General features: G+C 65.0%; 26 protein-coding genes. 11 read left to right on the top strand and 15 right to left on the bottom strand.

Going from position 1 to position 24,106, the window contains the following annotated elements; all coding sequences use genetic code 11:
• Positions 1–20 precede the first annotated feature (20 nt).
• From ASG57_RS01635 to ASG57_RS01620, 4 genes are all read left to right on the top strand, one after another.
• A complete protein-coding gene (locus ASG57_RS01635; protein ID WP_024337824.1) occupies positions 21–293 on the top strand; it encodes a hypothetical protein in 273 nt (90 codons plus the stop codon).
• A gap of 343 nt (positions 294–636) precedes the next feature.
• Positions 637–1,677, top strand: a complete 1,041-nt coding sequence (locus tag ASG57_RS01630) for a PrsW family glutamic-type intramembrane protease (RefSeq protein WP_024337825.1) — start codon at positions 637–639, stop codon at positions 1,675–1,677.
• Positions 1,678–1,754: 77 nt separating this feature from the next.
• Positions 1,755–2,333, top strand: a complete 579-nt coding sequence (locus ASG57_RS01625) for an HdeD family acid-resistance protein (protein ID WP_024337826.1) — start codon at positions 1,755–1,757, stop codon at positions 2,331–2,333.
• Between the two features lie 235 nt (positions 2,334–2,568).
• Positions 2,569–3,654: a 3-deoxy-7-phosphoheptulonate synthase gene (locus tag ASG57_RS01620; RefSeq protein ID WP_024337827.1), complete on the top strand. Its 1,086-nt coding sequence runs from the start codon at positions 2,569–2,571 to the stop codon at positions 3,652–3,654.
• A gap of 56 nt (positions 3,655–3,710) precedes the next feature.
• Here the strand turns inward: ASG57_RS01620 and ASG57_RS01615 are convergent, their stop codons facing one another.
• From ASG57_RS01615 to epmA, 3 genes are read right to left on the bottom strand one after another with little or no spacing between them, the layout of a single operon-like run.
• On the bottom strand, positions 3,711–3,965 hold the full coding sequence (locus tag ASG57_RS01615; protein ID WP_024337828.1) for a hypothetical protein: 255 nt from the start codon (positions 3,963–3,965) through the stop codon (positions 3,711–3,713).
• Positions 3,966–4,006: 41 nt separating this feature from the next.
• Entirely contained in the window at positions 4,007–5,101 is a 1,095-nt protein-coding gene (locus ASG57_RS01610; protein ID WP_024337829.1) for a lysine-2,3-aminomutase-like protein, read from the bottom strand.
• A complete protein-coding gene (gene epmA, locus ASG57_RS01605) occupies positions 5,098–6,150 on the bottom strand; it encodes an EF-P lysine aminoacylase EpmA (RefSeq protein WP_024337830.1) in 1,053 nt (350 codons plus the stop codon). The genes ASG57_RS01610 and epmA overlap by 4 nt, the downstream gene beginning before the upstream one ends.
• A gap of 162 nt (positions 6,151–6,312) precedes the next feature.
• On the opposite strand from epmA, the gene efp reads away from it, so the two are divergent.
• The 3 genes from efp (at position 6,313) to ASG57_RS01590 (ending at position 9,592) form a co-directional block, all read left to right on the top strand.
• Positions 6,313–6,879: an elongation factor P gene (efp, locus tag ASG57_RS01600; RefSeq protein ID WP_024337831.1), complete on the top strand. Its 567-nt coding sequence runs from the start codon at positions 6,313–6,315 to the stop codon at positions 6,877–6,879.
• Between the two features lie 45 nt (positions 6,880–6,924).
• Positions 6,925–8,523, top strand: coding sequence for a DUF4397 domain-containing protein (locus tag ASG57_RS01595; protein WP_024337832.1), 1,599 nt, complete (start codon positions 6,925–6,927; stop codon positions 8,521–8,523).
• Between the two features lie 82 nt (positions 8,524–8,605).
• Positions 8,606–9,592: a DUF808 domain-containing protein gene (locus ASG57_RS01590; RefSeq protein WP_024337833.1), complete on the top strand. Its 987-nt coding sequence runs from the start codon at positions 8,606–8,608 to the stop codon at positions 9,590–9,592.
• 27 nt (positions 9,593–9,619) lie between these two features.
• Here the strand turns inward: ASG57_RS01590 and ASG57_RS01585 are convergent, their stop codons facing one another.
• Together ASG57_RS01585 and ASG57_RS01580 are read right to left on the bottom strand one after the other, a co-directional pair.
• On the bottom strand, positions 9,620–10,123 hold the full coding sequence (locus ASG57_RS01585) for a cupin domain-containing protein (protein WP_024337834.1): 504 nt from the start codon (positions 10,121–10,123) through the stop codon (positions 9,620–9,622).
• 21 nt (positions 10,124–10,144) lie between these two features.
• Complete coding sequence (locus ASG57_RS01580) at positions 10,145–10,624, bottom strand: carboxymuconolactone decarboxylase family protein (RefSeq protein ID WP_024337835.1); 480 nt, start codon at positions 10,622–10,624, stop codon at positions 10,145–10,147.
• A 54-nt stretch (positions 10,625–10,678) separates the two neighbouring features.
• On the opposite strand from ASG57_RS01580, the gene ASG57_RS01575 reads away from it, so the two are divergent.
• Positions 10,679–11,194: a MarR family winged helix-turn-helix transcriptional regulator gene (locus ASG57_RS01575; protein WP_024337836.1), complete on the top strand. Its 516-nt coding sequence runs from the start codon at positions 10,679–10,681 to the stop codon at positions 11,192–11,194.
• A 33-nt stretch (positions 11,195–11,227) separates the two neighbouring features.
• On the opposite strand, the gene ASG57_RS01570 is transcribed toward ASG57_RS01575, so the two are convergent.
• Positions 11,228–11,479 (bottom strand): hypothetical protein, encoded by a 252-nt coding sequence (locus ASG57_RS01570; RefSeq protein WP_024337837.1) that lies wholly within the window; start codon positions 11,477–11,479, stop codon positions 11,228–11,230.
• A gap of 65 nt (positions 11,480–11,544) precedes the next feature.
• The gene (locus ASG57_RS01565; RefSeq protein WP_024337838.1) at positions 11,545–11,799 is read right to left on the bottom strand and encodes a hypothetical protein; all 255 of its coding nucleotides are present in this window, start codon (positions 11,797–11,799) and stop codon (positions 11,545–11,547) included.
• Between the two features lie 124 nt (positions 11,800–11,923).
• Here ASG57_RS01565 and ASG57_RS01560 point away from each other — a divergent pair, with 124 nt between their 5' ends.
• Positions 11,924–13,153, top strand: coding sequence for a lytic murein transglycosylase (locus ASG57_RS01560; protein WP_024337839.1), 1,230 nt, complete (start codon positions 11,924–11,926; stop codon positions 13,151–13,153).
• Between the two features lie 66 nt (positions 13,154–13,219).
• Here the strand turns inward: ASG57_RS01560 and ASG57_RS01555 are convergent, their stop codons facing one another.
• The 3 genes from ASG57_RS01555 to recJ all read right to left on the bottom strand — a co-directional run bounded on the left by ASG57_RS01555 (position 13,220) and on the right by recJ (position 16,797).
• Entirely contained in the window at positions 13,220–14,017 is a 798-nt protein-coding gene (locus ASG57_RS01555) for an aldolase (protein ID WP_057195577.1), read from the bottom strand.
• 94 nt (positions 14,018–14,111) lie between these two features.
• The gene (locus ASG57_RS01550; protein ID WP_024337841.1) at positions 14,112–14,921 is read right to left on the bottom strand and encodes an SDR family NAD(P)-dependent oxidoreductase; all 810 of its coding nucleotides are present in this window, start codon (positions 14,919–14,921) and stop codon (positions 14,112–14,114) included.
• 34 nt (positions 14,922–14,955) lie between these two features.
• The gene (gene recJ, locus ASG57_RS01545; protein WP_024337842.1) at positions 14,956–16,797 is read right to left on the bottom strand and encodes a single-stranded-DNA-specific exonuclease RecJ; all 1,842 of its coding nucleotides are present in this window, start codon (positions 16,795–16,797) and stop codon (positions 14,956–14,958) included.
• A 288-nt stretch (positions 16,798–17,085) separates the two neighbouring features.
• On the opposite strand from recJ, the gene ASG57_RS01540 reads away from it, so the two are divergent.
• Positions 17,086–18,162 carry a methyl-accepting chemotaxis protein gene (locus tag ASG57_RS01540; protein ID WP_024337843.1) on the top strand — a complete coding sequence of 359 codons (1,077 nt, stop codon included), beginning with the start codon at positions 17,086–17,088 and terminating at the stop codon, positions 18,160–18,162.
• Positions 18,163–18,231: 69 nt separating this feature from the next.
• On the opposite strand, the gene ASG57_RS37470 is transcribed toward ASG57_RS01540, so the two are convergent.
• Entirely contained in the window at positions 18,232–18,468 is a 237-nt protein-coding gene (locus tag ASG57_RS37470) for a hypothetical protein (RefSeq protein WP_155248295.1), read from the bottom strand.
• On the opposite strand from ASG57_RS37470, the gene ASG57_RS01535 reads away from it, so the two are divergent.
• Positions 18,467–19,438 carry an MBL fold metallo-hydrolase gene (locus tag ASG57_RS01535; RefSeq protein ID WP_024337844.1) on the top strand — a complete coding sequence of 324 codons (972 nt, stop codon included), beginning with the start codon at positions 18,467–18,469 and terminating at the stop codon, positions 19,436–19,438. The genes ASG57_RS37470 and ASG57_RS01535 overlap by 2 nt on opposite strands.
• A 70-nt stretch (positions 19,439–19,508) precedes the next feature.
• Here ASG57_RS01535 and ASG57_RS01530 read toward each other — a convergent pair whose 3' ends face one another.
• The 4 genes from ASG57_RS01530 to ASG57_RS01515 form a co-directional block, all read right to left on the bottom strand.
• The gene (locus tag ASG57_RS01530; RefSeq protein WP_024337845.1) at positions 19,509–20,228 is read right to left on the bottom strand and encodes a haloacid dehalogenase type II; all 720 of its coding nucleotides are present in this window, start codon (positions 20,226–20,228) and stop codon (positions 19,509–19,511) included.
• Between the two features lie 171 nt (positions 20,229–20,399).
• On the bottom strand, positions 20,400–21,401 hold the full coding sequence (gene glpX / locus ASG57_RS01525; protein ID WP_024337846.1) for a class II fructose-bisphosphatase: 1,002 nt from the start codon (positions 21,399–21,401) through the stop codon (positions 20,400–20,402).
• Positions 21,402–21,482: 81 nt separating this feature from the next.
• Positions 21,483–22,799 (bottom strand): homoserine dehydrogenase, encoded by a 1,317-nt coding sequence (locus tag ASG57_RS01520; RefSeq protein ID WP_024337847.1) that lies wholly within the window; start codon positions 22,797–22,799, stop codon positions 21,483–21,485.
• A gap of 28 nt (positions 22,800–22,827) precedes the next feature.
• Entirely contained in the window at positions 22,828–24,048 is a 1,221-nt protein-coding gene (locus ASG57_RS01515) for an LL-diaminopimelate aminotransferase (protein ID WP_024337848.1), read from the bottom strand.
• Positions 24,049–24,106: the final 58 nt, after the last annotated feature.

The following is a 24,106-nucleotide window of genomic DNA, read 5'->3' as shown; positions in this document are numbered from 1 at the left end:
ACTTGCGATCGGGGGACCGAATGGCAGTCGACAAGATCACGGTTGATAAGATCAAGGTTGGCAAGATCACCTGGGACAGGGTCGGCCGGGTCACCGAGCCCGGACGCTACATATACACGTTCGGCTGGCTCACCATCACCGCCGGTGACCTCGAAATCTGGAGACGATATCCGCAGGCTGCATTCACGCTGCTGGCCCAGCCTTCCGAATCGCTCGAATCCGTTGGTGAGGAATTCCATCTCGGCGCCTTCGACGTCGCACCCGACGCCCCGCCGCCCATCACCACCCACTGAGCCCGGAGAGCGCGGCCGTCACCAGGGGCGATCAAGCGCGGCCGGCCTGAGCGCTGGCCGACAGGTCCTCGCGGCGGGATGCTGCACGGTGAATCGAAGAAACCTGCGCATTTCCTTGATCTGGCTTGGCTATCTCGATCGATCCAAAGGCGCGCGGACGCTGCCATGGATGGCGAGCATCTTTTGTCATGCAATTGATTGCGCTTGTGTTCTACATCTCCATCGACGCTGCGATTGAACGGGAGCTATCGCACCCATGAAGCGAGCCGACAGCAGGCGCATGACACATGGTCGCATCGGCGAACGTAGATAAGCGGATCAAGGGAACCTATTTTCGGCGCCAATGTATTTGATCGAAGCGCTCCCCACCGTCGTTGGAACTGCCGCCATCGCCCCGGCGCTCCTGATGTTATGGCTCGTCATCGCCGCTGAAGAGCGCCCCGGCCCGCCGGCCCAGGTCTGGACTGCCTTCTTGCTTGGTGCAGCCAGCATTTCGCTCTTGGGCCTCGCCCGCGCCCCCTTCGCCAAGATGGTCGCGGCCCCCGACGACCCGTGGGCCGCGCTTGCGATGCATTCGATCTTCGGCGTCGCGTTACCTGAGGAAGCCGTCAAGGTGATCGCCATCGTGCTGATCTCCTCGACCAAGCGGCGAACCTTTGCCAATCCGATGGACACCGTCGTCTATGGCGCTGCGGTCGGCCTCGGCTTCGCCGCTTACGAGAACCTCGCTTACCTGGTCCAGCACGCGGACATGTGGCGCTCGCTGGCCGCCCTCCGCAGCGTGCTGACCGTGCCGTTCCACGGCGCTCTCGGCATCATCGCAGGCGCCTACCTGACGATCGCGCGCGCGGGCACGGCGCTGGGCGCGAACCGCCATCATCGCGATTGGGCTCGTCTTTCCAGCCGGCTGTTGATCTTCGCTGCGCCGCTCGCGTTGCATTCGGCCTTCGACTTCCCGTTGCTGACGCTCCAGCGCATGCCCGATCTCGATCCGACCCTGCGGATGTGGCTGGGCGCCGCCAGCCTCCTGATCGGCTTCGGCTCGATCGCATTCGCGATCCGCCTGGTCCGGCGCGTCGCGCGCCACCATGCGCCCCGGACCGATCTCGCGCGCGAGCGGCTCAGCCAGCTCCGGCGGATGTGGGCACTGCTGCTCGCCGGCGGCGGCATCGGCTTCCTCGGGCTCGCCTTCGTCCTGACCTCGATCCATCACTGGCTGACCAACCCCGAGCGCAACCTGACGCTGGCTCTGATCCCGATCGGTTTCGTCTCGATCCTGCTCGGCCTGGCACTTCTGATCGTCACAACGGCGATCTACATTCTCGGCCGCAACCGCATCCGCACCAGCGCGGACGGCTTTTCCTCGGCACCCGGCGGCGGCTGAGGCGCGCAATGGCAAGCGCCGGGCGCGCATACTAGATTAGATTGATCTGCAGGGCTGCTTACGGGATCGAGGCAATCATGACATCGCCTGAAGAATTTTCACGGCTGCAATCCGCTATGAACCAGGCGGTCAAGACGCATTGGAAGGCTTTCCTGTTCGAGGGAATCCTGCTTGTGGTTCTCGGCATTGCCGCTTTGATCCTCCCGCCACTCGCAAGCCTTGCGACCACGATCTTCCTCGGCTGGATGTTCCTGATCGGCGGTATCGGCGGACTGATCGCGACCTATTGGGCGCGCAGCACGCCAGGGTTTTGGTGGTCGCTGATCTCCGCCGCACTCGCCGTCCTCACCGGGATGCTCCTGCTGGCGCGACCGATGCAGGCCGTGCTGACGCTCACCATCGTGCTCGGCGCCTACTTCCTTGCCGAGGGCGTTGCCACCATCATGTACGCGCTGGAGCACCGCCGGGAGCTGAGCGGCCGCTGGTCTTGGCTCCTGATCTCGGGGCTTGTCGACATCGCGATCTCGTTCATGGTGATCACGGGACTGCCGAGCTCGGCGGACTGGGCGATCGGCGTTCTCGTCGGTATCAACCTGCTGTTCGGCGGCGCCTCGCTGATCGGCATGGCCCTCGCGGCACGCAAGGACAGCACCTGAAGCGCTCGTCACGTCTTGCGCCGATTTGGGGGGTGACAACCCGCCGGCGGCACGCTATATGGCCTGCCATGATCACCGTCGCCACCAGCTATTTTTGGTACTTTAGCTACGACAGCTCGCTGGCGGCGGGAGGATCGCGCTCAATCTGACACATTGCAGCAGACGTCCGAACAAGCCGCCAGACCTGGCGGCTTTTTTGTTGGCCGGCAGGTTCTAAACCAGACAGGAGCCCGCCGTGCTGAGCACGACAGACGATCTTCGCATCCGTGAACTGAAAGAACTGAGCACGCCGGAAGAGGTGATGCGGGAGGTCCCGCGGACACTCACCGCCACGCGCGTGGTGATGGCCGCGCGCAACGCCATCCATGCGATCCTGAGCGGCCAGGACGACCGCCTCCTGGTCGTGGTCGGCCCCTGCTCGGTGCACGATCCCAAGGCCGCCCTCGACTATGCCGAGCGCCTCGCGAAGCTGCGGGAAGATCTTGCCGACCAGCTCGAGATCGTGATGCGCGTCTATTTCGAGAAGCCGCGCACCACCGTCGGCTGGAAGGGGCTGATCAACGACCCCGATCTCGACGGCAGCTTCGACATCAACAAGGGCTTGCGGCTGGCGCGCAACGTGCTGTCGGCTGTGAACAATCTCGGCCTGCCCGCCGGCACCGAATTCCTCGACATGACGACGCCGCAATACATCGCCGACCTCGTGTCCTGGGCCGCGATCGGCGCGCGCACGACCGAGAGCCAGATCCATCGCGAGCTGGCGTCGGGCCTGTCCTGCCCGGTCGGATTCAAGAACGGTACCGATGGCAACGTGCGGATCGCGGCGGACGCGGTGAAGTCGGCCTCGCATCCGCATCATTTCATGGCGGTGACGAAGCTCGGCCGTTCGGCGATCGCCTCGACCGCGGGCAACGAGGACTGCCACATCATCCTGCGCGGCGGGAGCAAGCCGAACTACGACGCGGCAAGCGTGGCGGCCGCCTGCAACGATTTGACCACGTCCGGCGTCGCGCCGCTGGTGATGGTCGATGCGAGTCATGCCAATTCGAGCAAGAAGCCGGAGAATCAGCCGGTGGTGATGGCCGATATCGCTGCTCAGATCACCGGCGGCGAGAGCCGCATCATGGGCGTGATGATCGAGAGCAACCTCGTCGCGGGCCGGCAGGACGTCGTACCGGGCAAGCCGCTCACCTACGGCCAGAGCATCACCGATGGCTGCATCGACTGGCCCACCACGGCAAGCGCGCTCGAGCAGCTCGCCGACTCCGTCGAGATCCGCCACAACATCCGACGCGCTGGGCGGCACGAGCGGTCGGCCTAGCTCTCGAGCAACCAGCTGTCGCTCCACCACCTCTCCCAACGGGAGAGGTGGAAGCCTCAACAGCCGCGGCAGATGCTCTTGATCTTGCGATCGAGCTCCGCGTCTTCCTTGTTCGCGGGCGTGTTCGGATTGCTCAGATTCTTCTCGCTCGGCACATCGGCCGCGCGCGGCTGACGGTGACCGACCGGCGCCGGCAATACCGTTGCAGGGATCCCACTGCCGGACGTCGGCCCCTTGGAGCCACCGGTCTGTGCCATCGCGCCGTCACCCAGCAAGAGCACAAGCGATGCTGCCAGCATGATCTTTTTCATTTTCGGTGCTCCATTCTTAAATCGGCGCTCTCCACTTCCGCTCAAGTCTCTGGCGGATAAAGATGAACGTCGCCACAATAATCCACGATACGATAGCGCGTTTCGGCTCCCGCATCATCCGCAGGCAGTGCGGTATTTTGCGTCGTCAATAGGTAGCTGGGTCCTACCGGCGACTTGCCGGCGCCGCCGGGAATGTCGATGACATAGTCCGGCTGACAGAGTCCTGACACGCGCCCGCGCAGTTGCCGCATCAGGTCCTGTCCCTGCGCCAACGTCGTTCGCAGATGCGCGGTGCCCGGCGCAAGATCGCCGTGATGCAGATAGTAGGGCTTGATCCTGCATTCGACGAAAGCTCGCATCAAATCCGACAGAGCGACGATGTTGTCATTGACGCCGCGCAAAAGCACGGACTGACTCACCATGGGAACGCCGGCGTCGACCAGACGCGCGCAAGCGGCGCGCGCCGCTCCAGTCAGCTCGCGCGCATGGTTGGCATGCAGCGCGATCCAGGTGGTGGCGCCATCGACCTTCAGTGCAGCGACCATCTCGTCGCTGATGCGCGCGGGTTCGGCCACCGGCACGCGGCTGTGAAGACGGATGATCTTGACGTGTTGGATCGCGGCCAGATCGGCCATGATCTCGCTCATCCGCCGCGGCGACAGCATCAGGGGATCGCCGCCGGTCAGAATCACCTCCCAGATCTCGTCATGTGCCCGGATGTAGTCGATCGCCGCGCGATAGGCGCTGTCGGACAGCGCATTCTCCTTGCCGGGCCCCACCATCTCGCGGCGGAAGCAGAAGCGGCAGTAGACCGCGCAAACGTGAACGAGCTTGAACAACACGCGGTCGGGATAGCGGTGCACGATCCCGGGAACCGGCGAATGCGGATGGTCACCGATCGGATCGGCGTTCTCGCCCGGCTTCAGGTCCAGTTCGGCCGCGGTCGGAACGAATTGTCGCGCGATGGGATCGTCGGGATCCGATGCGTCGATCAACTCGGCCAGATCGGGCGTGACCGCCACGGCATAGCGCGCGGCAACGCGTTCGAGCGCCGGTAGCGCTGCCGCGGGCGCCAACCCCTCGGCGATGAGCTCGGCAGGCTCACGCAGGGTGCGTGCAAGATTCGCCTTCGTCATCTATCATCCGCGGGCGGTGTCCACACCACCTGATCAATTCGTGTTGCGCCGCTCGCCAACATGACCAGCCGGTCGAAGCCGAGTGCGACGCCACTCGCCTCCGGCATTGCGGCAACCGCAGCCAGAAAGTCCTCGTCGAGGGGATAGGCTTCGCCGTATCGGCGCTGTTTCTCGATCATCGACTCCGTGAAACGTTTTCGCTGCTCGTCGGCATCGGTCAGCTCTCCAAAGCCGTTGGCGAGCTCGACGCCGCAGGCATAGACCTCGAAACGCTCGGCGACCCTCGGGTCGTCCGCCTTCGCCTGCGCCAGCGCCGCCTCTGGAGATGGGTATTCAAACAGGATGGTCAAACGCCCCTGCCCCAGATGCGGCTCGACATGCTCCACCAGGACCTTGCTGAAGATGTCGGACCAGCTGTCGTCCTCGGCAACACGGACCTTGGCCCCGGCCGCCGCAGCGAGCGCGGTACGGTTAGCCTCGCCGCCCGGGATTGTCGACAGCAGATCGATCCCAGCGAAACGTTCGAAGGCACCCGCGACGGTCAGAAGCTCGGGCTCGGCGAACGGATCGGCGGTCCGACCGCGGAAGGAGAAGGACCCGATCCCGGTCGCCTGCGCCGCACGGGCGATCACGACGATGCAATCGGCCATGATGGCATCATAGGGCGCGTCCGCTCGATACCATTCCAGCATGGTGAATTCGGGCAGATGCAGGTCGCCGCGCTCGCGGTCCCGGAACACCCGCGCGAACTCGAAGATTCGCGTCTCACCTGCCGCCAGCAGCTTCTTGCAGGCAAATTCGGGCGAGGTCCGCAGGTATCGGCTCGCACGGCTGCCGTCGGGCCGCATGATCTCGGTGCTGGGGGCGTGCAGATGGGTCTCATTGCCGGGGGAGACCTGTAGGACCGAGGTTTCGACCTCCGTGAAGCCCTGTTCGGCGAAAAAGCCCCGCAACGCCCCGGTCACGGCTCCCCTGGCCTGGAGGAACGGACGCCGGTCAAGGTGCCGCGAGGGCGCCCAGAATGGCGACAACGGCTTGTCCCCGGCCATCAACCGGTGGCCCCAGCCGGCAGCAAAGTGCTGGCTTCCAACGGCAAAATCAGTATGTTGCGGCCCGAAACGGGCGCCAAGGTCCGATTTGAGGCCCCAAGTCCCCCATCAATTTGACCACGTCCTGGCCGCAGCCGGGCCAAGCAAGCAGGAAATACAGCCTTGAGAGTCATCGCCAGTTCTATTCGCAAGGGCAACGTGATCGAGCAAGACGGCAAGCTTTATGTCGTCGTGAGCGCCGAGAACATCCATCCCGGCAAGGGTACCCCGGTTAGCCAGATCGAAATGCGCCGAATCTCGGACGGGGTAAAGATCTCCGAACGCTACAAGACCACCGACCAGGTCGAAAAGGCCACGATCGAGGAGCGCAACTACACCTACCTCTACGAGGATGGCGACGGCTACCACTTCATGAACCCCGAGACCTACGACCAGGTCCAGGTCTCGAAGGACGTCGTCGGTGATGCCGCCGCCTACCTTCAGGAGAGCATGACCGTCAAGCTGTCCATGCACGACACCAACCCGGTTGCGATCGCGCTGCCGCAGCGCGTGACGCTGGAAGTGGTAGAGACCGAACCCGTGACAAAGGGCCAGACCGCCTCCTCCTCCTACAAGCCCGCGGTGCTCTCCAACGGCGTGCGCACCACCGTCCCGCCGCACATCACCGTCGGCACCCGGGTGGTGGTGATGACCGAAGACGGCTCCTACGCCGAGCGCGCCAAGGACTGAGCGAGCAATCGAGGATCGGAACAGGTACCGCCGGGGGGCGAGGCAGTGGGCAGAAAGAGTCTCCGCTTCGTCTCGCTTCTGCTGGCGCTGCCGCTTCTCGTTGCCACCCCCCTCGCTGCGGATGAATTCCGCAGCCCCTCGCTCACGGCCCTGCGCGTCGACTGGCGCGCAGCGCTGGACCAACTCCGGATCGAGATCAACAGCCGTCCCCAGATTGCGGGCGAGTTCATCTTCGCACCCCGCCGCTCGGTGCCGCGCTACGATCCGCGCGCGATGCCGGCATTGGTGCAGCTGAATGCGGTCTCTTCGCGCTTCTTCACCGGCATTGCCCGAAGTCCCGTACCTGTGCTGCTGCCGTTCGACGTCGCCGCATACATCGAGGCGCAGCGCAGCGGCGCGCCGGTGACGCTCGCGCTGTCACGCTACCAGGCCGACTTCAATCCCGTCGACATGTTCCATGCCGGTCCGGCCGGTTACAGCGCGACCTTCTCGTTGGAGCCCGGCGCCGGTGAGGGCATGCCGAGCCGGGTGTTCGCAAGGCCCGTGGAGGTACAGATCACCGGCTCGGCACTCGTCTACGACATCGCCGATCCCGCCGGCGGCAAGGGCGAGCCGGTCAAGCCGCTCGCGACAACCTATCCGGATCTGCGCAGGTTCATCCGGGAAGGTTATGTGCGCTACGCTTTCACCCGCTTCGGCGCCGCCTATGTGGTATCGATCCAATGCCTCGACAGCGTCGCCAAGCCGCGGCGGCTCGCCTGCAAGGAGGCCTATCCGGTCGCCGAGCGCTTCCTGAGGGCGCTGCGAGTCGCAGGCGGCCAGCGCATGCGGCCGTTGACGGACATTGCCTCCAACGTCATCGATCGCCCCGCGGCGCGTTCGCCGGATTTCAGCTACCGGCCGAGCGGCGATATCATCCCGAATACCGGCTACCGTAAGCAAGGCGGCCATCCCGACGCGATGGCCTATGCGCAGATCCGCTTTCCGCTCGAGAAGGCACCCGCTTTCGTGCGCTCGCAATCCTACGGCAAGCGCGACAAGAGCGGCGAAGGTCCGACCGCCTATCCCTGGCGCGACAATTTCTGCGAGGCGCGCAGTTTCGAGGTGTGGCAATGCGCCGGCGGATACGGCCATCAGGGCGAGGACATTCGCGCCGCCGACTGCCCGTCGCCCGGCGAAGGCCGCGAGCCCTGCGACCCCAAGCAGCGTGCCGTCGTCGCGGTGCGCGACGCCATCGTGATCCGCGGCGTCAGGGACCAGGCCGCGACGCTGCAGATCAACAGCCGCACCGAGCACATCCGCTTCCGCTATATGCACATGAACCCGCAGGCGATGAACGCCGACGGCCTCGTCAACGGCCGCCTCGTCAGCGAAGGCGAAAAGATCGGCGTGGTCTCGAACTATCTCGACCGTCCCGCCGGAACCTCGCTGCACCTGCATTTCGACGTCCAGGTGTTCACCCGCGACGGCTGGATCTGGGTCAGTCCCTATGTCACGCTGGTCTCGGCCTACGAGCGGCTGATACGCGCCCGCGGCCGCGAGATCGGCCCAGATATCGCAGTCACGTCGCAGCCGGTGGCTCACGCTCTGCCGGAAGACGTGATCAAGCCGCACCGGCGCGAGGGATCGAGCGGCGACAATTGACGGCTTGCTCGTTCCAATGCCTGGCTATGCAAGATTGTCGTCGCGCACCACCGCCAGTTCGAACGAAGAAGGGACAGGATTGATGAGCGTCGGACTGATCGGTCTTCTCGACGATATCGCGGGGATTGCCAAGGTGGCGGCGGCCTCGCTCGACGATGTGGCGGGCCAGGCTGCCAAAGCGGGCACAAAGGCTGCCGGCGTGGTGATCGATGACGCGGCCGTCACGCCGAACTACGTCATTGGTTTTGCATCGAAACGCGAGTTGCCGATCGTCGGCAAGATCGCGCTCGGATCGCTGCGCAATAAACTGCTGATTCTGCTGCCCGTTGCCCTGTTGCTCGGATACTTCCTGCCTGCAGCGGTCACGCCGCTCCTCATGCTGGGCGGAGCCTTTCTCTGCTACGAGGGCGCCGAGAAGGTGCTCGAAGCGGTGCTGCCCCATCATGCGCATCACCACGAAGCTCAGCTCCAGCCGATTGCGCTGAATGCCCGCTCGGTCGAAGACGAGAAGGTCGCGAGCGCTATCAAGACAGACTTCATCCTGTCGGCGGAGATCATGGCGATCACGCTGGCGGCGATTCCGGCGGGCAGCATCTGGACCCAGGCGTTGGTGCTGGCGCTGGTCGGTGTCTTCATCACCGTCGGGGTCTACGGCGTGGTGGCTCTGATCGTGAAGGCAGACGATGCCGGCATGGCGCTTGCGCGCTATGACGGCGCCTCAGTCATCGGCGGCGCGATCCGCATGCTGGGACGCGCGCTGGTCCGCGGCATGCCTATCTTCCTGGCCGTGCTGAGCACCATCGGCACCGCCGCCATGATCTGGGTCGGCGGCGGCATCATCCTGCACGGCATCGAGAAATACGGCCCGCCCGCGGTCGGTCACACCGTCCATGCTGCAACCGAGGCGGCCGCACACCTTCTTCCCTCCGTCGCCGGCATCATCGATTGGTCGGTCGAGGCGGCCATCTCGGGCGTCGTTGGACTGCTTGTCGGCGCGATTGCTATTCCGGTTGTCGAATACGGCCTCTCGCCGGCATGGAAGCTGTTGAGGCGATCGGAGCCGGCTTGAATACGCAGCCGAGACGACGAATGGCGGCTAATCCAAGAAAGTCGTGAGCTGCGCGCCCTCATCCGCGACGAACACCGCGATCAACTCTGCCGGCTCCGTCATGCTGGCATTGGCCGAGACCAGATGCGTCGAGCCGGGCGGCTCGAAGAAGGACTGGCCGACCCCGAACGTCTCGACTGGGCCGCCACCGAGCTGCGAGCGGATCTCGCCCTTGGTGATGTAGGCGGTGACAGAGCCCGCATGACGATGCGGCCGTGAAAATCCGCCGGGACCATAGGACACGCGCACGATGGTCACGCGCTTGCCGGGGACGTTCGGCAGCGCGTAGGAGCCGATCGGCTCGATCTTGTCGAGCGGCGAACTCTCCGCCGCAGTGGCACAGAGCGGGGCTAGCGCGTCTGATACACTGTCGATCGTCACCGGCAGCGCTTTTCCAATCGCAAGCGCGCAGGCGAGTCCTGCAACGACGGCGAGCGCCGTCGAACGTGACGGTGCCGGGTATGGCAGGGCCGAAACGCTGATGGCCGACATCGTGACCTCCCCTTCTGCTGATCAGGAGGCAGCGGCGGCCGCGACGGCCGGTCGCTTCGCCGGCGTCCAGCGATAGGCGGCGCCAAAGCGGTTCCAGACATTGATCGATGCGACGGCCGAGGTCAGGTACATCAGCTCGGTCTCGGAGAACTCGCGGGACGCTTCGGCGTAGACCTCCTCGCTGACGCCCTCGGGCAGACAGGTGAGCGCCTCCGCCCAGGCCAGCGCGGCACGCTCGCGCGACGAGAAGATCGGCGCCTCGCGCCAGACCGCCACCAGGTTGAGCTTGTCCGCAGGCACACCAATCCGTTCGGACAGGAGAATGTGATGCTGCACGCAGAAAGCGCAGCCGTTGATCTGCGAGGCGCGCAGCTTGACGAGTTCGAGCAGCTGCTTGTCGAGCCCAGCCTTGGCCGCGAGCTGGCCGAGCGCCAACACCAGATCATAGGCATCGGGAGCGATCTTCTTGAAATCCTCGTATTCGCTGCGGGCGTGTGACATTGCCGTTCACCTCGTCTTGTTATATGAACCCTTACATCTTATAAGAGCTCTGATATGACGCGCAAGGCGAAACACGTCGTGAGACCGGGACGAAAAGCGCTCGAAGCCGGCACCGTGCATGTTCCTGCTCCGGGCGAAGGCAAGCGCGGCGAGCAGGGTTATCTCGGCTACCTCCTGCGCCAGGCCCATGCCGCGGTCCGGCTGAAGATGGAGCGCACCCTTGCCGATCTCGGCGTAACGTCGCCGCAATTCGCGGTATTGACGATGTTGAATGCCTATCCGGGCCTGTCAGGCGCCGACGTCGCCCGCCTCACCTTCCTGACCCCCCAGACCGTGGGCGTCATCATCCGCAATCTCGATCGCGACGGAGCCATTGCGATGACGCCTCATCCGGTCCACGGCCGCATCCAGCAATGGACACTGACGCTGCGCGGCGCCACGCTGTTGAAGGAGTGCCGGCAGCGTGTGCTCGAACTGGAAAAGCGTCTCGCCAGGGATTTGGATAGGAAAGCTGAAGCCGCAATCCGGCATTGGCTTGCCGCGATTGCGACTGACCTACAGGAGGGTTAGACGACGTCCCCTCGGAGCCGCGGGCGCGCCCCTCTACCCATCTTTCAGCGCATTCTTGACCTCGCCGTCGGGCCAGGTCTCATCGGCCGCGATGACCCGTACACAGCTTTGGTCGGCGGTGTTCACCAGCACATGCGAACTCACACGGTCGGCGCTCCGCTCCAAGTGCAGATCGGTCTCGGGCTTCCAGCTCAGCGTGGCCGCGAGGTCGCCGGGAAAGATCTGCCATTGCGATCCGTCGTCGAGCTCGACAACATGGCTTTCCGCATGCGCGCGTATCTTCATCCGACCCCCGGCTCGATCAATCAATGGTGAAGGAAGGCCCCAGCCAAAGCCGAGGCCCCTATTCGTCAGTCGTTGTCGTGATGAATCACGGTTTTGCTGCGATTGCCGAATTCATCTTCCTTCTTGATCACCGTGGTGCGGCTTGACGGCTCGCGTTCCTTGATGACCGTGGTGCGATCACGCTCGCGGACGCGGTAATCCGGCGACTGGCCCACAGTGACACCGGCACCGACCGGACCAACATGAACGCCGACTTCACCAGCGAATGCAGGCGCCGCGATCGCGGTAGCCATGGCGGCGGCAAACAGAACTTTCCTCATCTTCTCCTCCTCGTTTCCTTCGGAGGGAATGCAGGACTGCGACACTTTGTTCCGCGGGAAACGGGTTGTTCCGGCCCTGTGGGAACCGGCTCACATGGGCCACGTTTCCCGCTAGAATGGCTGGATGACACAAACTGATTCCTGCGCCCAATACACCCGCCGCACCCTCCTGAAATCTGCACTCGGTGCGACCGCCCTGCTTGCGTCGGCGGACCGCGCTCTCGCGGCACCCGCGGGCTTCGACGAGTGGCGCGAGACCTTCCGCGTGCGCGCGACGGCCAAAGGTATCTCCGCCGCGACATGGCAGCGCGCGATGGGACGTGTCGAGCCTGACATGAGCGTGTTCAGGCAGATGCGCAACCAGCCTGAATTCCGCGAGGAGATCTGGCAATATATCAACCGCCGCGTGTCCGACTGGCGCATCATCAACGGCAAGATCGCGCTGAAGAACAACGAGGCTTTGTTCGCGCGCATCGAGCGCGATTTCGGCGTCGAGCGCGGCACGCTGCTGGCGCTGTGGGGCGTCGAGTCCGCCTATGGCGATCCCCTGGTGCAGCAGAATCACATGAGGCCGGTGTTTCCCTCGCTCGCTGCGCTCGCCTGGAACGAGCCGCGCCGCAAGACCTATTGGGAGACCGAGCTGATCAACGCGCTGCGCATCGTCGAGAAGGGTTGGAGCACGCCGGAAGAAATGCGGGGATCCTGGGCCGGCGCCATGGGACATTCGCAATGGATGCCGGAGGTCTGGCTCAATGTGGGCATCGATTACGACGGCGACGGCAGGGTATCGCCGTTCGGCAAGCCCGACGACGCGCTGGGTTCGACGGCAAAATACCTCGTCAACCGCGGCAAATGGCATCGCGGCGAGCATTGGGGCTACGAGGTGCGCGCGCCCGGCAACCTCAGCGGCCGCCGCACCTATGCGGCGTGGCAGGCAGCCGGCGTGACCCGCGCCGACGGCCGTTCGTTTCCGCAGCCGAACGCATCCGCGCAGATGTGGACGCCGGTTGCGGGCGGGCCGACCTTCCTGCTGGGACCGAACTTCTATTCGGTGAAGAGCTACAACCCTTCCATGAACTATGCGCTGGCGATCTGCCATCTCGGCGATCGTTGCCTGGGCGCACCGCCCTTCATCCAGCCGTTCCCCGGCTCCGAGCGCGCGTTGACGCTGGCCGAAGTACAGGAGATGCAGACGCGGCTGACCAAGGCCGGCTTCGACACCGGCGGCACCGACGGGCGCGTCGGCAACGATACGATGAAGGCGGTCAAGGATTTCCAGCAGCGCGCCGGGATCACGCCGGCGGATGGCTATGGCGGGCTGAAGGTGCTGGCCAAGCTGCGGCAGGGGTTGTAGGCCGACGTCCTCTCATACGGTCACTCCGGGTTCGCGCTTCGCGCGCCCGGGAAGGACCCGCTGAGATCAATGCCGATACTGCGGCTCTTCCGCATCGAGCTGCCTACGGATTGCGACGAGATGCAGCCGCGCGGATTCGGCATCCCCCTCGCGCATCTGCCTGTAGGTCTCGGCCGCCACGGCCGGATCGACCGGCAGCACCTTGCGTCCGGTCGACATCGCCAGCACCTGCACCTCGGCGGCGCGTTCGAGGTAATAGAGATCGTCCCAGGCTTCCGCGATGGTCGGCGCCAGCACCATCACGCCATGATGCTTCATGAAGACGATGTCGGCATCGCCGACGGCAGAGGCAATGCGCGCACCCTCGCGGTTGTCCAGCGCGAGGCCGTTATAGTCGCGATCGACCGCGGTGCGGCCATAGAATTTCAGCGCGGTCTGGCCGGCCCAGATCAAGGGGTCGCCTTCAGTCATCGACAGCGCCGTCGCGAAAGGCATGTGGGTGTGGAAGGCGACTTTCGCGCGCGGCAGGCGCTTGTGCATCTCGGCATGGATGTAGAAGGCGGTCGCCTCGGGCACGCCGTCGCCGTCGAGCACATTGCCATGGAAATCACAGATCAGGAGCTTCGACGCCGTCAGCTCGCGGAAGGCGTAGCCGTAGGGATTGACGAGGAACAGATCGTCATGGCCGGGCACCACGGCCGAGAAGTGGTTGCAGATGCCTTCCTCGAAGCCGTTCCGCGCCGCCATGCGGAAGCAGGCGGCAAGATCCTCGCGTGCGGTGCGGATCGCATCGGTCGCAAGGTCCGGCCGGTTGGAGCGGATTGGCGCTGGCGCGGGTGAGGAAGCATGAAGGCTGTGCGCCATGGCGAAGGACACCTCTGTCGGTAAGCTCCCCGCGTTGTACAGGGCTGGCGCTTGCACGTCAGCCCCTTGCGTGCGCCGCCCTGCCCTGCGTGGCTTATGCGCGCCGCGGCACGCCCCCGGCATTCATGCCGCCATCGATGACGAGCTCGCTGCCGGTGACGTAGCGCGAGGCATCGGAGGCCAGATACAGCACGCCCGAGGCGATCTCCGCGGCCTGACCGGCACGGCCGAGCGGCGTCACGACACGGGCGCGCTCCTCGGGATCGATCGGGGCGTTCTGGCCCGCGCCGGTCGCTCCCGTCGGGATCTTTCCCCAGATGGGCGTATCGATAATGCCGGGGTGAACCGAATTGACCCGGATGCCGTCGCCCACCGCCGCACACTCCATCGCGATCGATTTGGCGAACAGCCGCACGCCGCCCTTGGTGAGCGAATAGGCGGAAAGGCCGGGCGCACCGCGCAGGCCCGCCAGCGAGGACATCATGATGATCGAGCCGCCGCCGGTCTTGCGCATCAACGGCAGGCAATGCTTCACCGAGAGAAACACGCCGTCGAGGTTGATGGCATTCTGCTTGCGCCAGTCAGATAACGTCATGTCGACGATCGAGGGCACGGCGATGCCGATACCCGCGTTGGAGACCAAGATGTCGAGCCGGCCGTAGCGCTTCGCAATTTCGGCGACCACCTCCATCCAGCGCTCTTCGCTGGTGACGTCCTGCTCCAGGAAGATCGCCTTGCCGCCGGCTTGGGTGACGCGCCTGGCGAGTTCGGGGCCCCTCAGCTCGTCGATATCGGTTGCAATGACGGTGGCGCCTTCGCGCGCGAACAGCTCGACGACGGCCTCGCCAATTCCGGACGCGCCGCCCGTCACCAGCGCGACCTTGCCCTCAACCTGCCCTGCCATGTTCACTCCCTTTTTTTGTTGTTAGCGACCGTTGCTATCTAATCACGGATGGCCCCTGGTCCGGTAGCGCGACGTCGACGACGCGGAATTGCACGCGCTCGGCACCCTGGTAGCGATCGACCGACAATGATCCCGCGACATGCAGCTGCTGGCCGCGGTTGGCGAGCAGCGCATTGCCGAGCTTCTGGCCGACCGAACGGAATGCGATGCCGTTGACGATGGCGCCGTCGCCCGACTTGAAGCGAAGGCGCAGATGGGCCTGCCCGACCTCGTCGGCAAACACGAGCTGGTGCGCCGGCAGCGCCAGCACAGGCTCCGGGTTGCCGCTGCCGAAGGGACCGGCGCGGTTGAGCGTCGTCGCAAGCTCCGGCGTCACCGCACGTGCGGAGACCGCGCCGTCGATATAGAGCTCGTTGACGTGGCGCGCCTCGGCGACGTCGCGCGCCAGCGCCTGCTCCATATAGGCGCGGAATTCGGACAGCTTCTCTTTCCGCAGTGTCACGCCGGCGGCCATCGCATGGCCGCCGCCCTTGAGCAGGATGCCGTCGGCGACCGCCTGCCGCACCGCCTTGCCGAGATCGACGCCGGCGATCGAGCGGCCCGAGCCGGTTCCGATGCCGCCGGGCTCCAGCGCAATGGCAAAAGCGGGCCGCGCGAATTTCTCCTTCAGGCGGGAGGCGACGAGGCCGACCACCCCGGGATGCCAGCCTTCCGAGGCCGTGACGATCACCGCGAGCTTATCCTCCAGTCCGATCGAGGCCAGCGCCTCCGCTTCAGCCTGCGCCTCCGCGGCCTGCTCGATGACACGGCGCTCACTGTTGAGCCGGTCGAGCTCGGCGGCGATCCGCGCCGCCTCGACGCTGTCGCCCTCGAGCAATAGCCGCACGCCGAGGTCGGCGCGGCCGATGCGGCCGCCGGCATTGACGCGCGGTCCCAGCATGAAGCCGAGGTGCCAGGCCTCCGGCGGGCCGTTGAGCCGTGCCACGTCCATCAGCGCGGTATGACCGACGTGGTCGCGCCGGCGCATCGCGATCAGGCCCTTGGCCACGAAGGCACGGTTGAGGCCGATCAGCGGCGCCACGTCGGCCACGGTGCCGAGCGCGACGTGATGCAACATGCCGAGCAAATCGGGCTCAGGCATCTCGTTGCTCCAGAAGCCACGCTGGCGCAGCTCGCGATTGACGGCGACCAGCGTCACCAGCACGAGGCCGACGGCGGCGAGATGACCCAAGCCGGAGAGATCGTCGGGGCGGTTCGGATTGACCAGCGCGTCGACCTCCGGGAGATCGAGACCGCATTGGTGGTGGTCGATCACGACCACGGACATGCCGAGGCGCTTGGCTTCGGCAAGCGGCTCCATGCTGGTGGTGCCGCAATCGACGGTAACCAGCAGCGTCGCGCCCTTCGCGGCGAGCGCTCGCACCGCCTCGGTATTCGGGCCATAGCCCTCGAAAATGCGGTCGGGAATATGGATCAGCGGATCAAGCCCGCAATGACGCAGGTGCCAGGCGAGCAGCGCAGCAGAAGTCGCGCCATCGACGTCGTAGTCGCCGAAGATGGCGACCTTCTCGGTCCTCGCTGCAGCATCGGCGATCCGCTTGGCGGCGGCCTCCATTTCCGTCACCGTGAACGGATCCGGCAGCAGCTTGCGGATGGTGGGATCGAGAAAATCGGGCACGGCGTCGATATCGACCCCGCGTCCGGCCAGCACCCGCGCCAGCAGCTCCGGCAATTGGTGTCGCTGCACGATGGCGAGCGCCTGGGCCGCCCCGCGCCCGTCCAGACGGTCGCGCCAAAGCTTGTCGGTCAGCGAGCGCGACACGCCCAGGAAAGCCTGGGGCGCTTCGACGGGCAAGGCGGTAGCAGGCGGCGTCATGACGGGAGGCAGGCTGTTGGAACTCGGGTCCAGGCGATCACGCGGACGCACGGTCACTGGGGCTTCCGGGGATTGGCCGGCAATCGGCCCGGATTTGCAACGGCCCGGCCGCACAAAGCGGTGGATGGCCGTCGGCCCGGGAGAGAGTGACTACCATTTAGGCATCCCGTCGAACAGCAAATTAAGCGGGCGTTAGGTGGAATCCTCGAAAAAGAATCGTATTCGATCTGTAATTGATTGTTCCGGGTTCATTGCAGATCAGACCTCATTGCCAAGGGAAGCTCCCCGATGTCTGCTGCGCTGGGTCTGAAAACCAAGCCGAGTGCTACCGAACCCGCGGACGATGATTCCGATGTCTCCGCGCTGATCAATCGCCTTACGGCAGAGGTCAACCAGATCGCGGTCGACAAGACCAAATCGATCCAGCAGATCACCAACCAGATGAAGATGCTGGCGCTAAACGCGCTGATCGAGAGCTCGCGCGCCGGCGCCCAAGGTGCGGGCTTTGCGGTGGTTGCGCAGGAGGTGCGCGGCGTCGGACAGCAGGTCGAGACCATCGCCCGCGAGCTCGAAACCCAATTGACGAAGCGCACCGGCGATCTCGTCGCCTCGATCGAGCGCATGAGCCAGCGCTCCCGCGGGGAACGCATGGTCGACCTGTCGCTGAACGCCATCGAGCTGATCGACCGCAATCTCTATGAACGTACCTGCGACGTGCGCTGGTGGGCGACCGACTCTGCCGTGGTCGATTGCGCGGCCTCGCCCAGCGCTGCCGCCGTCTCCCATGCCTCGCAGCGCCTCGGCGTGATCCTGGGGGCCTACACCGTCTATCTCGACCTCTGGCTCTGCGATCTCGACGGCAACGTCATCGCCAATGGTCGGGCCGATCGCTTTCGCGTCGTCGGCGAGAACGTCGCTCACACCAAGTGGTTTCGCGAGGCGAAGGGTCTTCGCTCCGGTGACGATTATGTCGCCGGCGACGTCGAGAACCAACCGCTGCTCGGCAATGCGCAGGTCGCGACCTATTGCGCCAGCGTCCGCGCCGGCGGCCAGGCCAATGGCGCGCCGATCGGCGTGCTCGCCATCCACTTTGACTGGGAGCCGCAAGCCCGCGCCATCGTGCAAGGCGTCCGCGTCGGCGACAGCGACAAGGCCCGGGTGCTGCTGGTCGATTCGAATTTTCGCGTGATCGCGGCCTCCGATGGTCAGGGCATCCTCAGCGAGCGCATCTCGCTTTCGCTGAACGGCCAGCGCTCCGGCTTCTATCACGACCGCACGGGTACGCTGGTGGCATTCCATGCAACCCCCGGCTACGAGACGTATCGCGGGCTCGGCTGGTATGGCGTGATTGTCTGCGGAGCATGAGGCGAACGCCGCCGGTCGCCTTACGAGATCCTCACGAGATCGAGCAGGTCACGCGACCAGCAGACATGATCACGACACAAACCTTGCTTGTCTTGCGCCGACCCATGGAATCGTTCTGACGGCAAGAACGTCGGCGACGGCGCGTATGCCATGCGCCAGAATTTCCGTGCCAGCTTTGAGAGCAGCGATCAACCCCGAACCAATTCCACTTGCTAGCTTGTTCAAACCAGCGCAGCATCGCGCGGCCGGCTCCAGGCCGGTCGCAACGCGCAAATGGTTGCGAAAAATAAAGCGGAGGAAACGCATGACAATCGATGTCTCTCGTCGGTCCCTGCTCGCACTCGGGGCGGGTCTTGGTGCTAGCGCCATGCTCGGCAGCAGCGCGATGGCGCGGGCGCCCAAGCTTGGTACTCAGACGCCCTACTGGCACCGCTTCGTGCTCGGCGACGCCGAGGTGACCGTCGTATCCGACGGGCCGCTGCCCCTCGGAGACCCCTCGGGGACCTTCACCGGCGTTCCGAAGGAAGAGGTCAAGAAGATGCTCTCCGACAATTTCCTGTCGCCGGACAACGTCGTGCTCGAGCAGAATTCGCCGATCGTCAACACCGGCGACAAGCTCATCCTGTTCGACACCGGCATGGGCAGCTCGAAGATGTTCGGCGCCAGCACCGGCCGGCAGCAGAAGAGCATGACGGAAGCCGGTATCAAGCCGGGCGACATCGACGCCGTCGTCTGCTCGCATGCCCATATCGACCATATCGGCGGCATCGTGGACGAAGGCGGCAAGCCGCTGTTTCCGAATGCCCAGATCTACATCGCCCAGAGCGATTTCGACTTCTGGACCGACGAGGGCAAGCTCGGCAGCGCCGCCAAGGATTTCGTCATTCACGCCCGGAAGAACCTGCTGCCGGTTCGCGACCGCATCGTGTTCTTCAAGGACGGCCAGGAATTCCTGCCCGGCGTACAGGCGATCGCCGCCCCCGGACACACCGTCGGCCACACCATCTTCATGGTCTCCTCGGCGGGGAAATCGTTCGCGTTCCTCGGCGACCTCTCGCACCATTCGGTGCTGCTGCTGGAGCGGCCGCGGATGGAGTTCTCCTATGACTCCGACCCGAAGCAGGCGGCCGAGTCGCGCGTCAAGCTCCTGACGATGCTCGCAACGAACAAGATCCCGGTGATGTCCTATCACTTCGCCTGGCCGGGCTATGGCCATGTCGCCAAGGTAGGCGAAGGCTTCCGCTACTATCCGGAGCCGATGAAAATGACGCTTTAACGCAGATCAGCTCCGGGCGGCGCTTGCGCTGCCCGGACCGATGTTGCCGCGCACATCACCGGAAACGCCGTTAGCACCCCAACCTGTCGGCGATGCCGCCAAAATCCTTCGCGACGATGTCCCAATTGCCGGTCGCCTCGAAGTCAATCTTTTGAAGCGGACCATACTCCGTCGGTCGTGCCACGAAGGCAGTCTTCAGCCCGTTCTTCTGCGCCGCCGCGAGATCGCCGTTGTGGGCAGCCACCATCATCACCTCTTCCGGCTTGAGACAGAGCAGCCGCGCGGCGCCGAGATAGGTTTCCGGATCGGGCTTGTAGTGCTCGAACAACTCGGCCGACAGGATGAGGTCCCACGGGAGCCCCGCAAACTTCGCCATGTTGGTGAGCAGCGCGACATTGCCGTTCGACAGCGGCGAGATCACGAACTTCGTCTTGAGCCGGGTCAGGCCGGCGACGCTGTCCGGCCACGGGTGCAAGCGGTGCCAGCCCTTGGTGAGATAATCGAGATCGGCTTCCGTCAGCCCCTTGATCGCGAACTTCTCGACGAGCTTGTCCAGCGAGCGGCGATGCAGATCATCCAGCATGACATAGCCGCGCTCGGGATGCTGGCGAACGTCGTCCATCGAGGCCATGTACATGCCGCGCCAGCCGTCGACGAGCGCGGTCCAGTCGGCGCTGATGCCGCGGCCTTTCGCCCACCACATGAAGTCGGTGATCAAGCTGGTGCGCCAGTCCACGACAGTGCCGAACACGTCGAAGACGAGGGCTTTGACGGCGGAGAGATCGGACATGGGCGGTTTCCCTGCTTGTTCTTGTTGTCGCTATTGTCTTGTTGTCATTCCGGGGCGATGCGCAGCATCGAGCCCGGAATCCATTTCGCGTCGGAGTCTGCCGCCCGTTGGATTCCGGGCTCTCCGGGCCCGCGCTTGCGCGGTCCCGTCGCCCCGGAATGACGGAAAGCGTCAATCCAAATGGAACTTGGCCAGCTCGCGGTGCTCGGCCTTGATGTAGCGCACGGTGCCGGTGACGGAGCGCATCACGACGGTCTCGGTCTCGATCACGCCATCCTTACGGAATTTGACGCCCGAGAGCAGCGAGCCCGTGGTGACGCCGGTGGCGGCGAACAGGCAGTCGCCGCGCGCCATGTCCTCGATGCCGTAGATCATCTTGGGATCGTTGACGCCCATCTTGGCGGCGCGCTCGCGCTTCTCCTCGGAATCGAGAATGAGACGGCACTGCATCTGGCCGCCGATGCAGCGCAGCGCCACGGCGGCGAGCACGCCTTCCGGGGCACCGCCGGTGCCGAGATACATGTCGACACCAGTGTTATCAGGGTCGGCGCAGTGGATCACGCCGGCGACGTCACCATCCGTGATCAGGCGCACGGCCGCGCCGGTCGAGCGCACGCTCGCGATGATGTCGGCATGGCGCGGACGGTCGAGCACGAGCACGGTGATTCCTTCCGGCTTGACGCCCTTGGCCTTGGCGAGGCGGCGGACGTTGTCGGCCGGCGAAGCATCGAGATCGACCACGCCCCTGTCGTAGCCGGGGCCGATCGCGAGCTTCTGCATGTAGACGTCGGGCGCATGCAGCAGCGTGCCGCCGTCGGCCATTGCCATGGTAGCGATCGAGCCCGGCATGTTCTTGGCACAGAGCGTGGTGCCTTCGAGGGGATCGACCGCGATATCGACCTCGGGCCCCGCCTTGAGGCCGACCTGCTCGCCGATATAGAGCATCGGCGCCTCGTCGCGTTCGCCCTCGCCGATCACGATGGTGCCCTGGATCGGCAGCTTGTTGAGCTCGCGTCGCATGGCATCGACGGCGGCCTGGTCTGCCGCCTTCTCGTTGCCGTGGCCGCGCAGCCGCGCCGACGACACCGCCGCCCGCTCCGTCACCCGCACGATCTCCAGCGTGAGGATCCGCTCAAGCAACGCTTGCGGCGGGACTGAAATATGGGTCGACATCGGCTGACTCCTTCGAAACAGTTTGGGACAGACTTCTCTGCCCGCATCAACTCACAGCACCCACAGTTCGTTCGAACCGTGTCAGTTCTTCTCGATCCGGATCACCTGCGGCCGTCCGCTGATCACCTTGTCCTTCTGCACGGCGGCGAGTGCGCGGCGCACGGCGTCCTCGTGTGTGGCATAGGTGATCAGGATGACGGGCACGGGTGCCGCCTTGCCATTTGCAGGCGCAGCGCCGCCATTGGGATGACGCTGCACGATCGACTCGATCGAAATCTTCTGCTCTGCAAGCCGGGTCGCAATCGCGGCCGCCGTACCGGGGAAGTCGCGCGCGAGCAGGCGGATGTAGTAGCCGCCCTCGTGCCGCTCCATCGGCGCCTTCTTGGTGTCGTGGAGTTGCGAGATCGGCCGGCCGAACGGATTGGCGCGAATGCCGCGCGCAACGTCGGCGATGTCGGCAACGACGGCGGATGCGGTCGCCGCACCGCCGGCGCCGGGCCCGACCAGCGTGATCGGCGGAATGCCCTCGCCGTCGATCGTGACCGCGTTTGTGACACCCATCACCTGCGCGATCGAGGAGGATTTCGGTACCATGGTCGGATGCACGCGCTGCTCGATGCCCTTGGCGGTGCGCACGGCGACGCCGAGCAGCTTGACGCGGTAGCCGAGATCGGCCGCCGCACGCAGATCCTCCGGCGCGATGGATGAGATGCCTTCGACATACACGGCGCTTTGAGCAACTTTCGTGCCGAAGGCGAGGCTGGCGAGGATGGCGAGCTTCTGCGCGGTGTCGTGGCCGTCGACGTCGAAGGACGGGTCGGCCTCGGCATAGCCGAGCCGCTGCGCATCCTTGAGGCATTCGGCGAAGGACAGCCCTTCCTGCTCCATCCGGGTCAGGATGTAGTTGCACGTCCCGTTGAGGATGCCGTAGACGCGGTCGATGCCGGTTCCGGCAAGACCTTCGCGTAACGTCTTGATGACGGGGATTGCTGCGCCGACCGCTGCCTCGAAATTCAGCGCACCACCATGCTTTTCAGCCACCTTGGCGAGCTTGACGCCGTGCTTTGCGAGCAGCGCCTTGTTGGCGGTGACGACCGACTTGCCGGCGCTCAGCGCGGCGTCGACCGCCGACAGAGCGGGATCGCCGGCGCCGCCCATCAGCTCGACGAAGCAATCGACGTCCGGATGGGTGGCGAGCGCGATCGGGTCCTTTGCCCATTCGAAACCGCGCAGGTCGATGCCACGCTTCTTCGCCTTCGAGCGCGCGGTGACGGCAACCACGCGGATGCCGCGGCCGCTACGGCCCGCGAGCACGCGCGCTTGCGTTTCGATCAAACGGACAACCTCGGCACCCACGGTGCCGAGCCCCGCTATGCCCACTTTCAGGGGTGCGACCATGATGCTTCAGAAAACCTGCAGAAGGGAATTAGCGCCGGTTGGCGAGCGGAACCACGTTGTGCAATGTTTCGATGCCGCTTTCAAGGAAGCGGCGCACGCCGCGTGCGGCCTGCCTGATCCGTTGCTCGTTTTCCACCAAGGCGATGCGGACATATCCTTCACCATGCTCGCCGAAGCCGACGCCGGGCGAGACCGCAACGCCGGATTTCTCCACCATTAGGGTCGCGAACTGCATGCTGCCGACGCTGCGGAACGCTTCCGGCAGCGGTACCCACGCGAACATCGAAGCCTCCGGCGGCGGGATCTCCCAGCCGGCGCGGCCGAACGATTCCACCAGCGCATCGCGGCGCTTGCGGTAGGTGTCGCGCATCTCCTTGATGCAATCGTCCGGGCCGTTCAGCGCAGCAGTTGCCGCGACCTGGACCGGCGTGAACGCGCCGTAATCGAGGTATGATTTGACGCGGGCGAGCGCCGCGATCACGCGCTCATTGCCGACCGCAAAGCCCATGCGCCAGCCGGCCATCGAATAGGTCTTCGACATCGAGGTGAACTCGACGGTGCAGTCCATCGCGCCCGGCACCTGAAGCACGGAGGGCGGCGGGTTGCTCTCGTCGAAATAGACCTCGGCGTAAGCGAGATCGGACAGGATCAGAATCTCGTGCTTCTTCGCGAACGCGACGAGATCCTTGTAGAAGTCGAGGCTTGCGACATAGGCGGTCGGGTTCGAGGGATAGCAGACGACGAGCGCCAGCGGCTTGGGGATCGAATGGATGATCGCCCGCTCCGCCGCCTCGAAGAATTGCGGCGTCGGCTCCGACGGCACCGAGCGGATCACCCCGCCCGCCATCAAGAAACCGAAGGCGTGAATCGGATAGCTCGGGTTCGGACAGAGGATGACGTCGCCGGGCGCGGTGATCGCCTGCGCCACGTTGGCGAAACCTTCCTTGGAGCCGAGCGTCGCCACCACCTGGGTGTCGGGGTTCAGCTTCACGCCGAAGCGGCGGCCGTAGTATACGGCCTGGGCCCGGCGCAGGCCGGGGATGCCGCGGGAGGCCGAATAGCGGTCGGTGCGCGGCTTGCCGAGCGTCTCCTTCAGTTTCTCGAGCACATGCGGCGGAGCCGGTAGGTCCGGATTGCCCATGCCGAGGTCGATGATGTCGGCGCCGGCATTGCGCGCAGCCGCCTTGGCCCGGTTGACCTGCTCGAACACGTAAGGCGGAAGGCGGCGAATGCGGTAAAATTCTTCCATGGCTCTCTGGGCTCCGGGCAACCGGTCAGGGACAGAATCGGCAGGCCGCGAGGGCCAC

This window comes from Bradyrhizobium sp. Leaf396, from assembly GCF_001424605.1.
GTDB classification, from domain to species: Bacteria; Pseudomonadota; Alphaproteobacteria; order Rhizobiales; family Xanthobacteraceae; genus Bradyrhizobium; species Bradyrhizobium japonicum_C.
This window is presented reverse-complemented; position numbering and strand designations above follow the sequence as displayed.

What these genes read in the sequence shown, in the direction of transcription:
- ASG57_RS01590 (WP_024337833.1), top strand. Translation starts at nt 8,606, where the DNA reads ATGAGCGTCGGACTGATCGGTCTTCTCGACGATATCGCGGGGATTGCC.
- ASG57_RS01535 (WP_024337844.1), top strand. Translation starts at nt 18,467, where the DNA reads ATGACAATCGATGTCTCTCGTCGGTCCCTGCTCGCACTCGGGGCGGGT.
- epmA (WP_024337830.1), bottom strand. Translation starts at nt 6,150, where the DNA reads ATGGCCGGGGACAAGCCGTTGTCGCCATTCTGGGCGCCCTCGCGGCAC.
- ASG57_RS01575 (WP_024337836.1), top strand. Translation starts at nt 10,679, where the DNA reads ATGACGCGCAAGGCGAAACACGTCGTGAGACCGGGACGAAAAGCGCTC.
- ASG57_RS01520 (WP_024337847.1), bottom strand. Translation starts at nt 22,799, where the DNA reads ATGGTCGCACCCCTGAAAGTGGGCATAGCGGGGCTCGGCACCGTGGGT.
- ASG57_RS01530 (WP_024337845.1), bottom strand. Translation starts at nt 20,228, where the DNA reads ATGTCCGATCTCTCCGCCGTCAAAGCCCTCGTCTTCGACGTGTTCGGC.
- recJ (WP_024337842.1), bottom strand. Translation starts at nt 16,797, where the DNA reads ATGACGCCGCCTGCTACCGCCTTGCCCGTCGAAGCGCCCCAGGCTTTC.
- ASG57_RS01615 (WP_024337828.1), bottom strand. Translation starts at nt 3,965, where the DNA reads ATGAAAAAGATCATGCTGGCAGCATCGCTTGTGCTCTTGCTGGGTGAC.
- ASG57_RS01515 (WP_024337848.1), bottom strand. Translation starts at nt 24,048, where the DNA reads ATGGAAGAATTTTACCGCATTCGCCGCCTTCCGCCTTACGTGTTCGAG.
- ASG57_RS01585 (WP_024337834.1), bottom strand. Translation starts at nt 10,123, where the DNA reads ATGTCGGCCATCAGCGTTTCGGCCCTGCCATACCCGGCACCGTCACGT.
- ASG57_RS01630 (WP_024337825.1), top strand. Translation starts at nt 637, where the DNA reads ATGTATTTGATCGAAGCGCTCCCCACCGTCGTTGGAACTGCCGCCATC.
- ASG57_RS01570 (WP_024337837.1), bottom strand. Translation starts at nt 11,479, where the DNA reads ATGAAGATACGCGCGCATGCGGAAAGCCATGTTGTCGAGCTCGACGAC.
- ASG57_RS01565 (WP_024337838.1), bottom strand. Translation starts at nt 11,799, where the DNA reads ATGAGGAAAGTTCTGTTTGCCGCCGCCATGGCTACCGCGATCGCGGCG.
- glpX (WP_024337846.1), bottom strand. Translation starts at nt 21,401, where the DNA reads ATGTCGACCCATATTTCAGTCCCGCCGCAAGCGTTGCTTGAGCGGATC.
- ASG57_RS01580 (WP_024337835.1), bottom strand. Translation starts at nt 10,624, where the DNA reads ATGTCACACGCCCGCAGCGAATACGAGGATTTCAAGAAGATCGCTCCC.
- ASG57_RS01610 (WP_024337829.1), bottom strand. Translation starts at nt 5,101, where the DNA reads ATGACGAAGGCGAATCTTGCACGCACCCTGCGTGAGCCTGCCGAGCTC.
- ASG57_RS01550 (WP_024337841.1), bottom strand. Translation starts at nt 14,921, where the DNA reads ATGGCAGGGCAGGTTGAGGGCAAGGTCGCGCTGGTGACGGGCGGCGCG.
- ASG57_RS01560 (WP_024337839.1), top strand. Translation starts at nt 11,924, where the DNA reads ATGACACAAACTGATTCCTGCGCCCAATACACCCGCCGCACCCTCCTG.
- ASG57_RS01555 (WP_057195577.1), bottom strand. Translation starts at nt 14,017, where the DNA reads ATGGCGCACAGCCTTCATGCTTCCTCACCCGCGCCAGCGCCAATCCGC.
- ASG57_RS01625 (WP_024337826.1), top strand. Translation starts at nt 1,755, where the DNA reads ATGACATCGCCTGAAGAATTTTCACGGCTGCAATCCGCTATGAACCAG.
- ASG57_RS01635 (WP_024337824.1), top strand. Translation starts at nt 21, where the DNA reads ATGGCAGTCGACAAGATCACGGTTGATAAGATCAAGGTTGGCAAGATC.
- ASG57_RS01540 (WP_024337843.1), top strand. Translation starts at nt 17,086, where the DNA reads ATGTCTGCTGCGCTGGGTCTGAAAACCAAGCCGAGTGCTACCGAACCC.
- ASG57_RS37470 (WP_155248295.1), bottom strand. Translation starts at nt 18,468, where the DNA reads ATGCGTTTCCTCCGCTTTATTTTTCGCAACCATTTGCGCGTTGCGACC.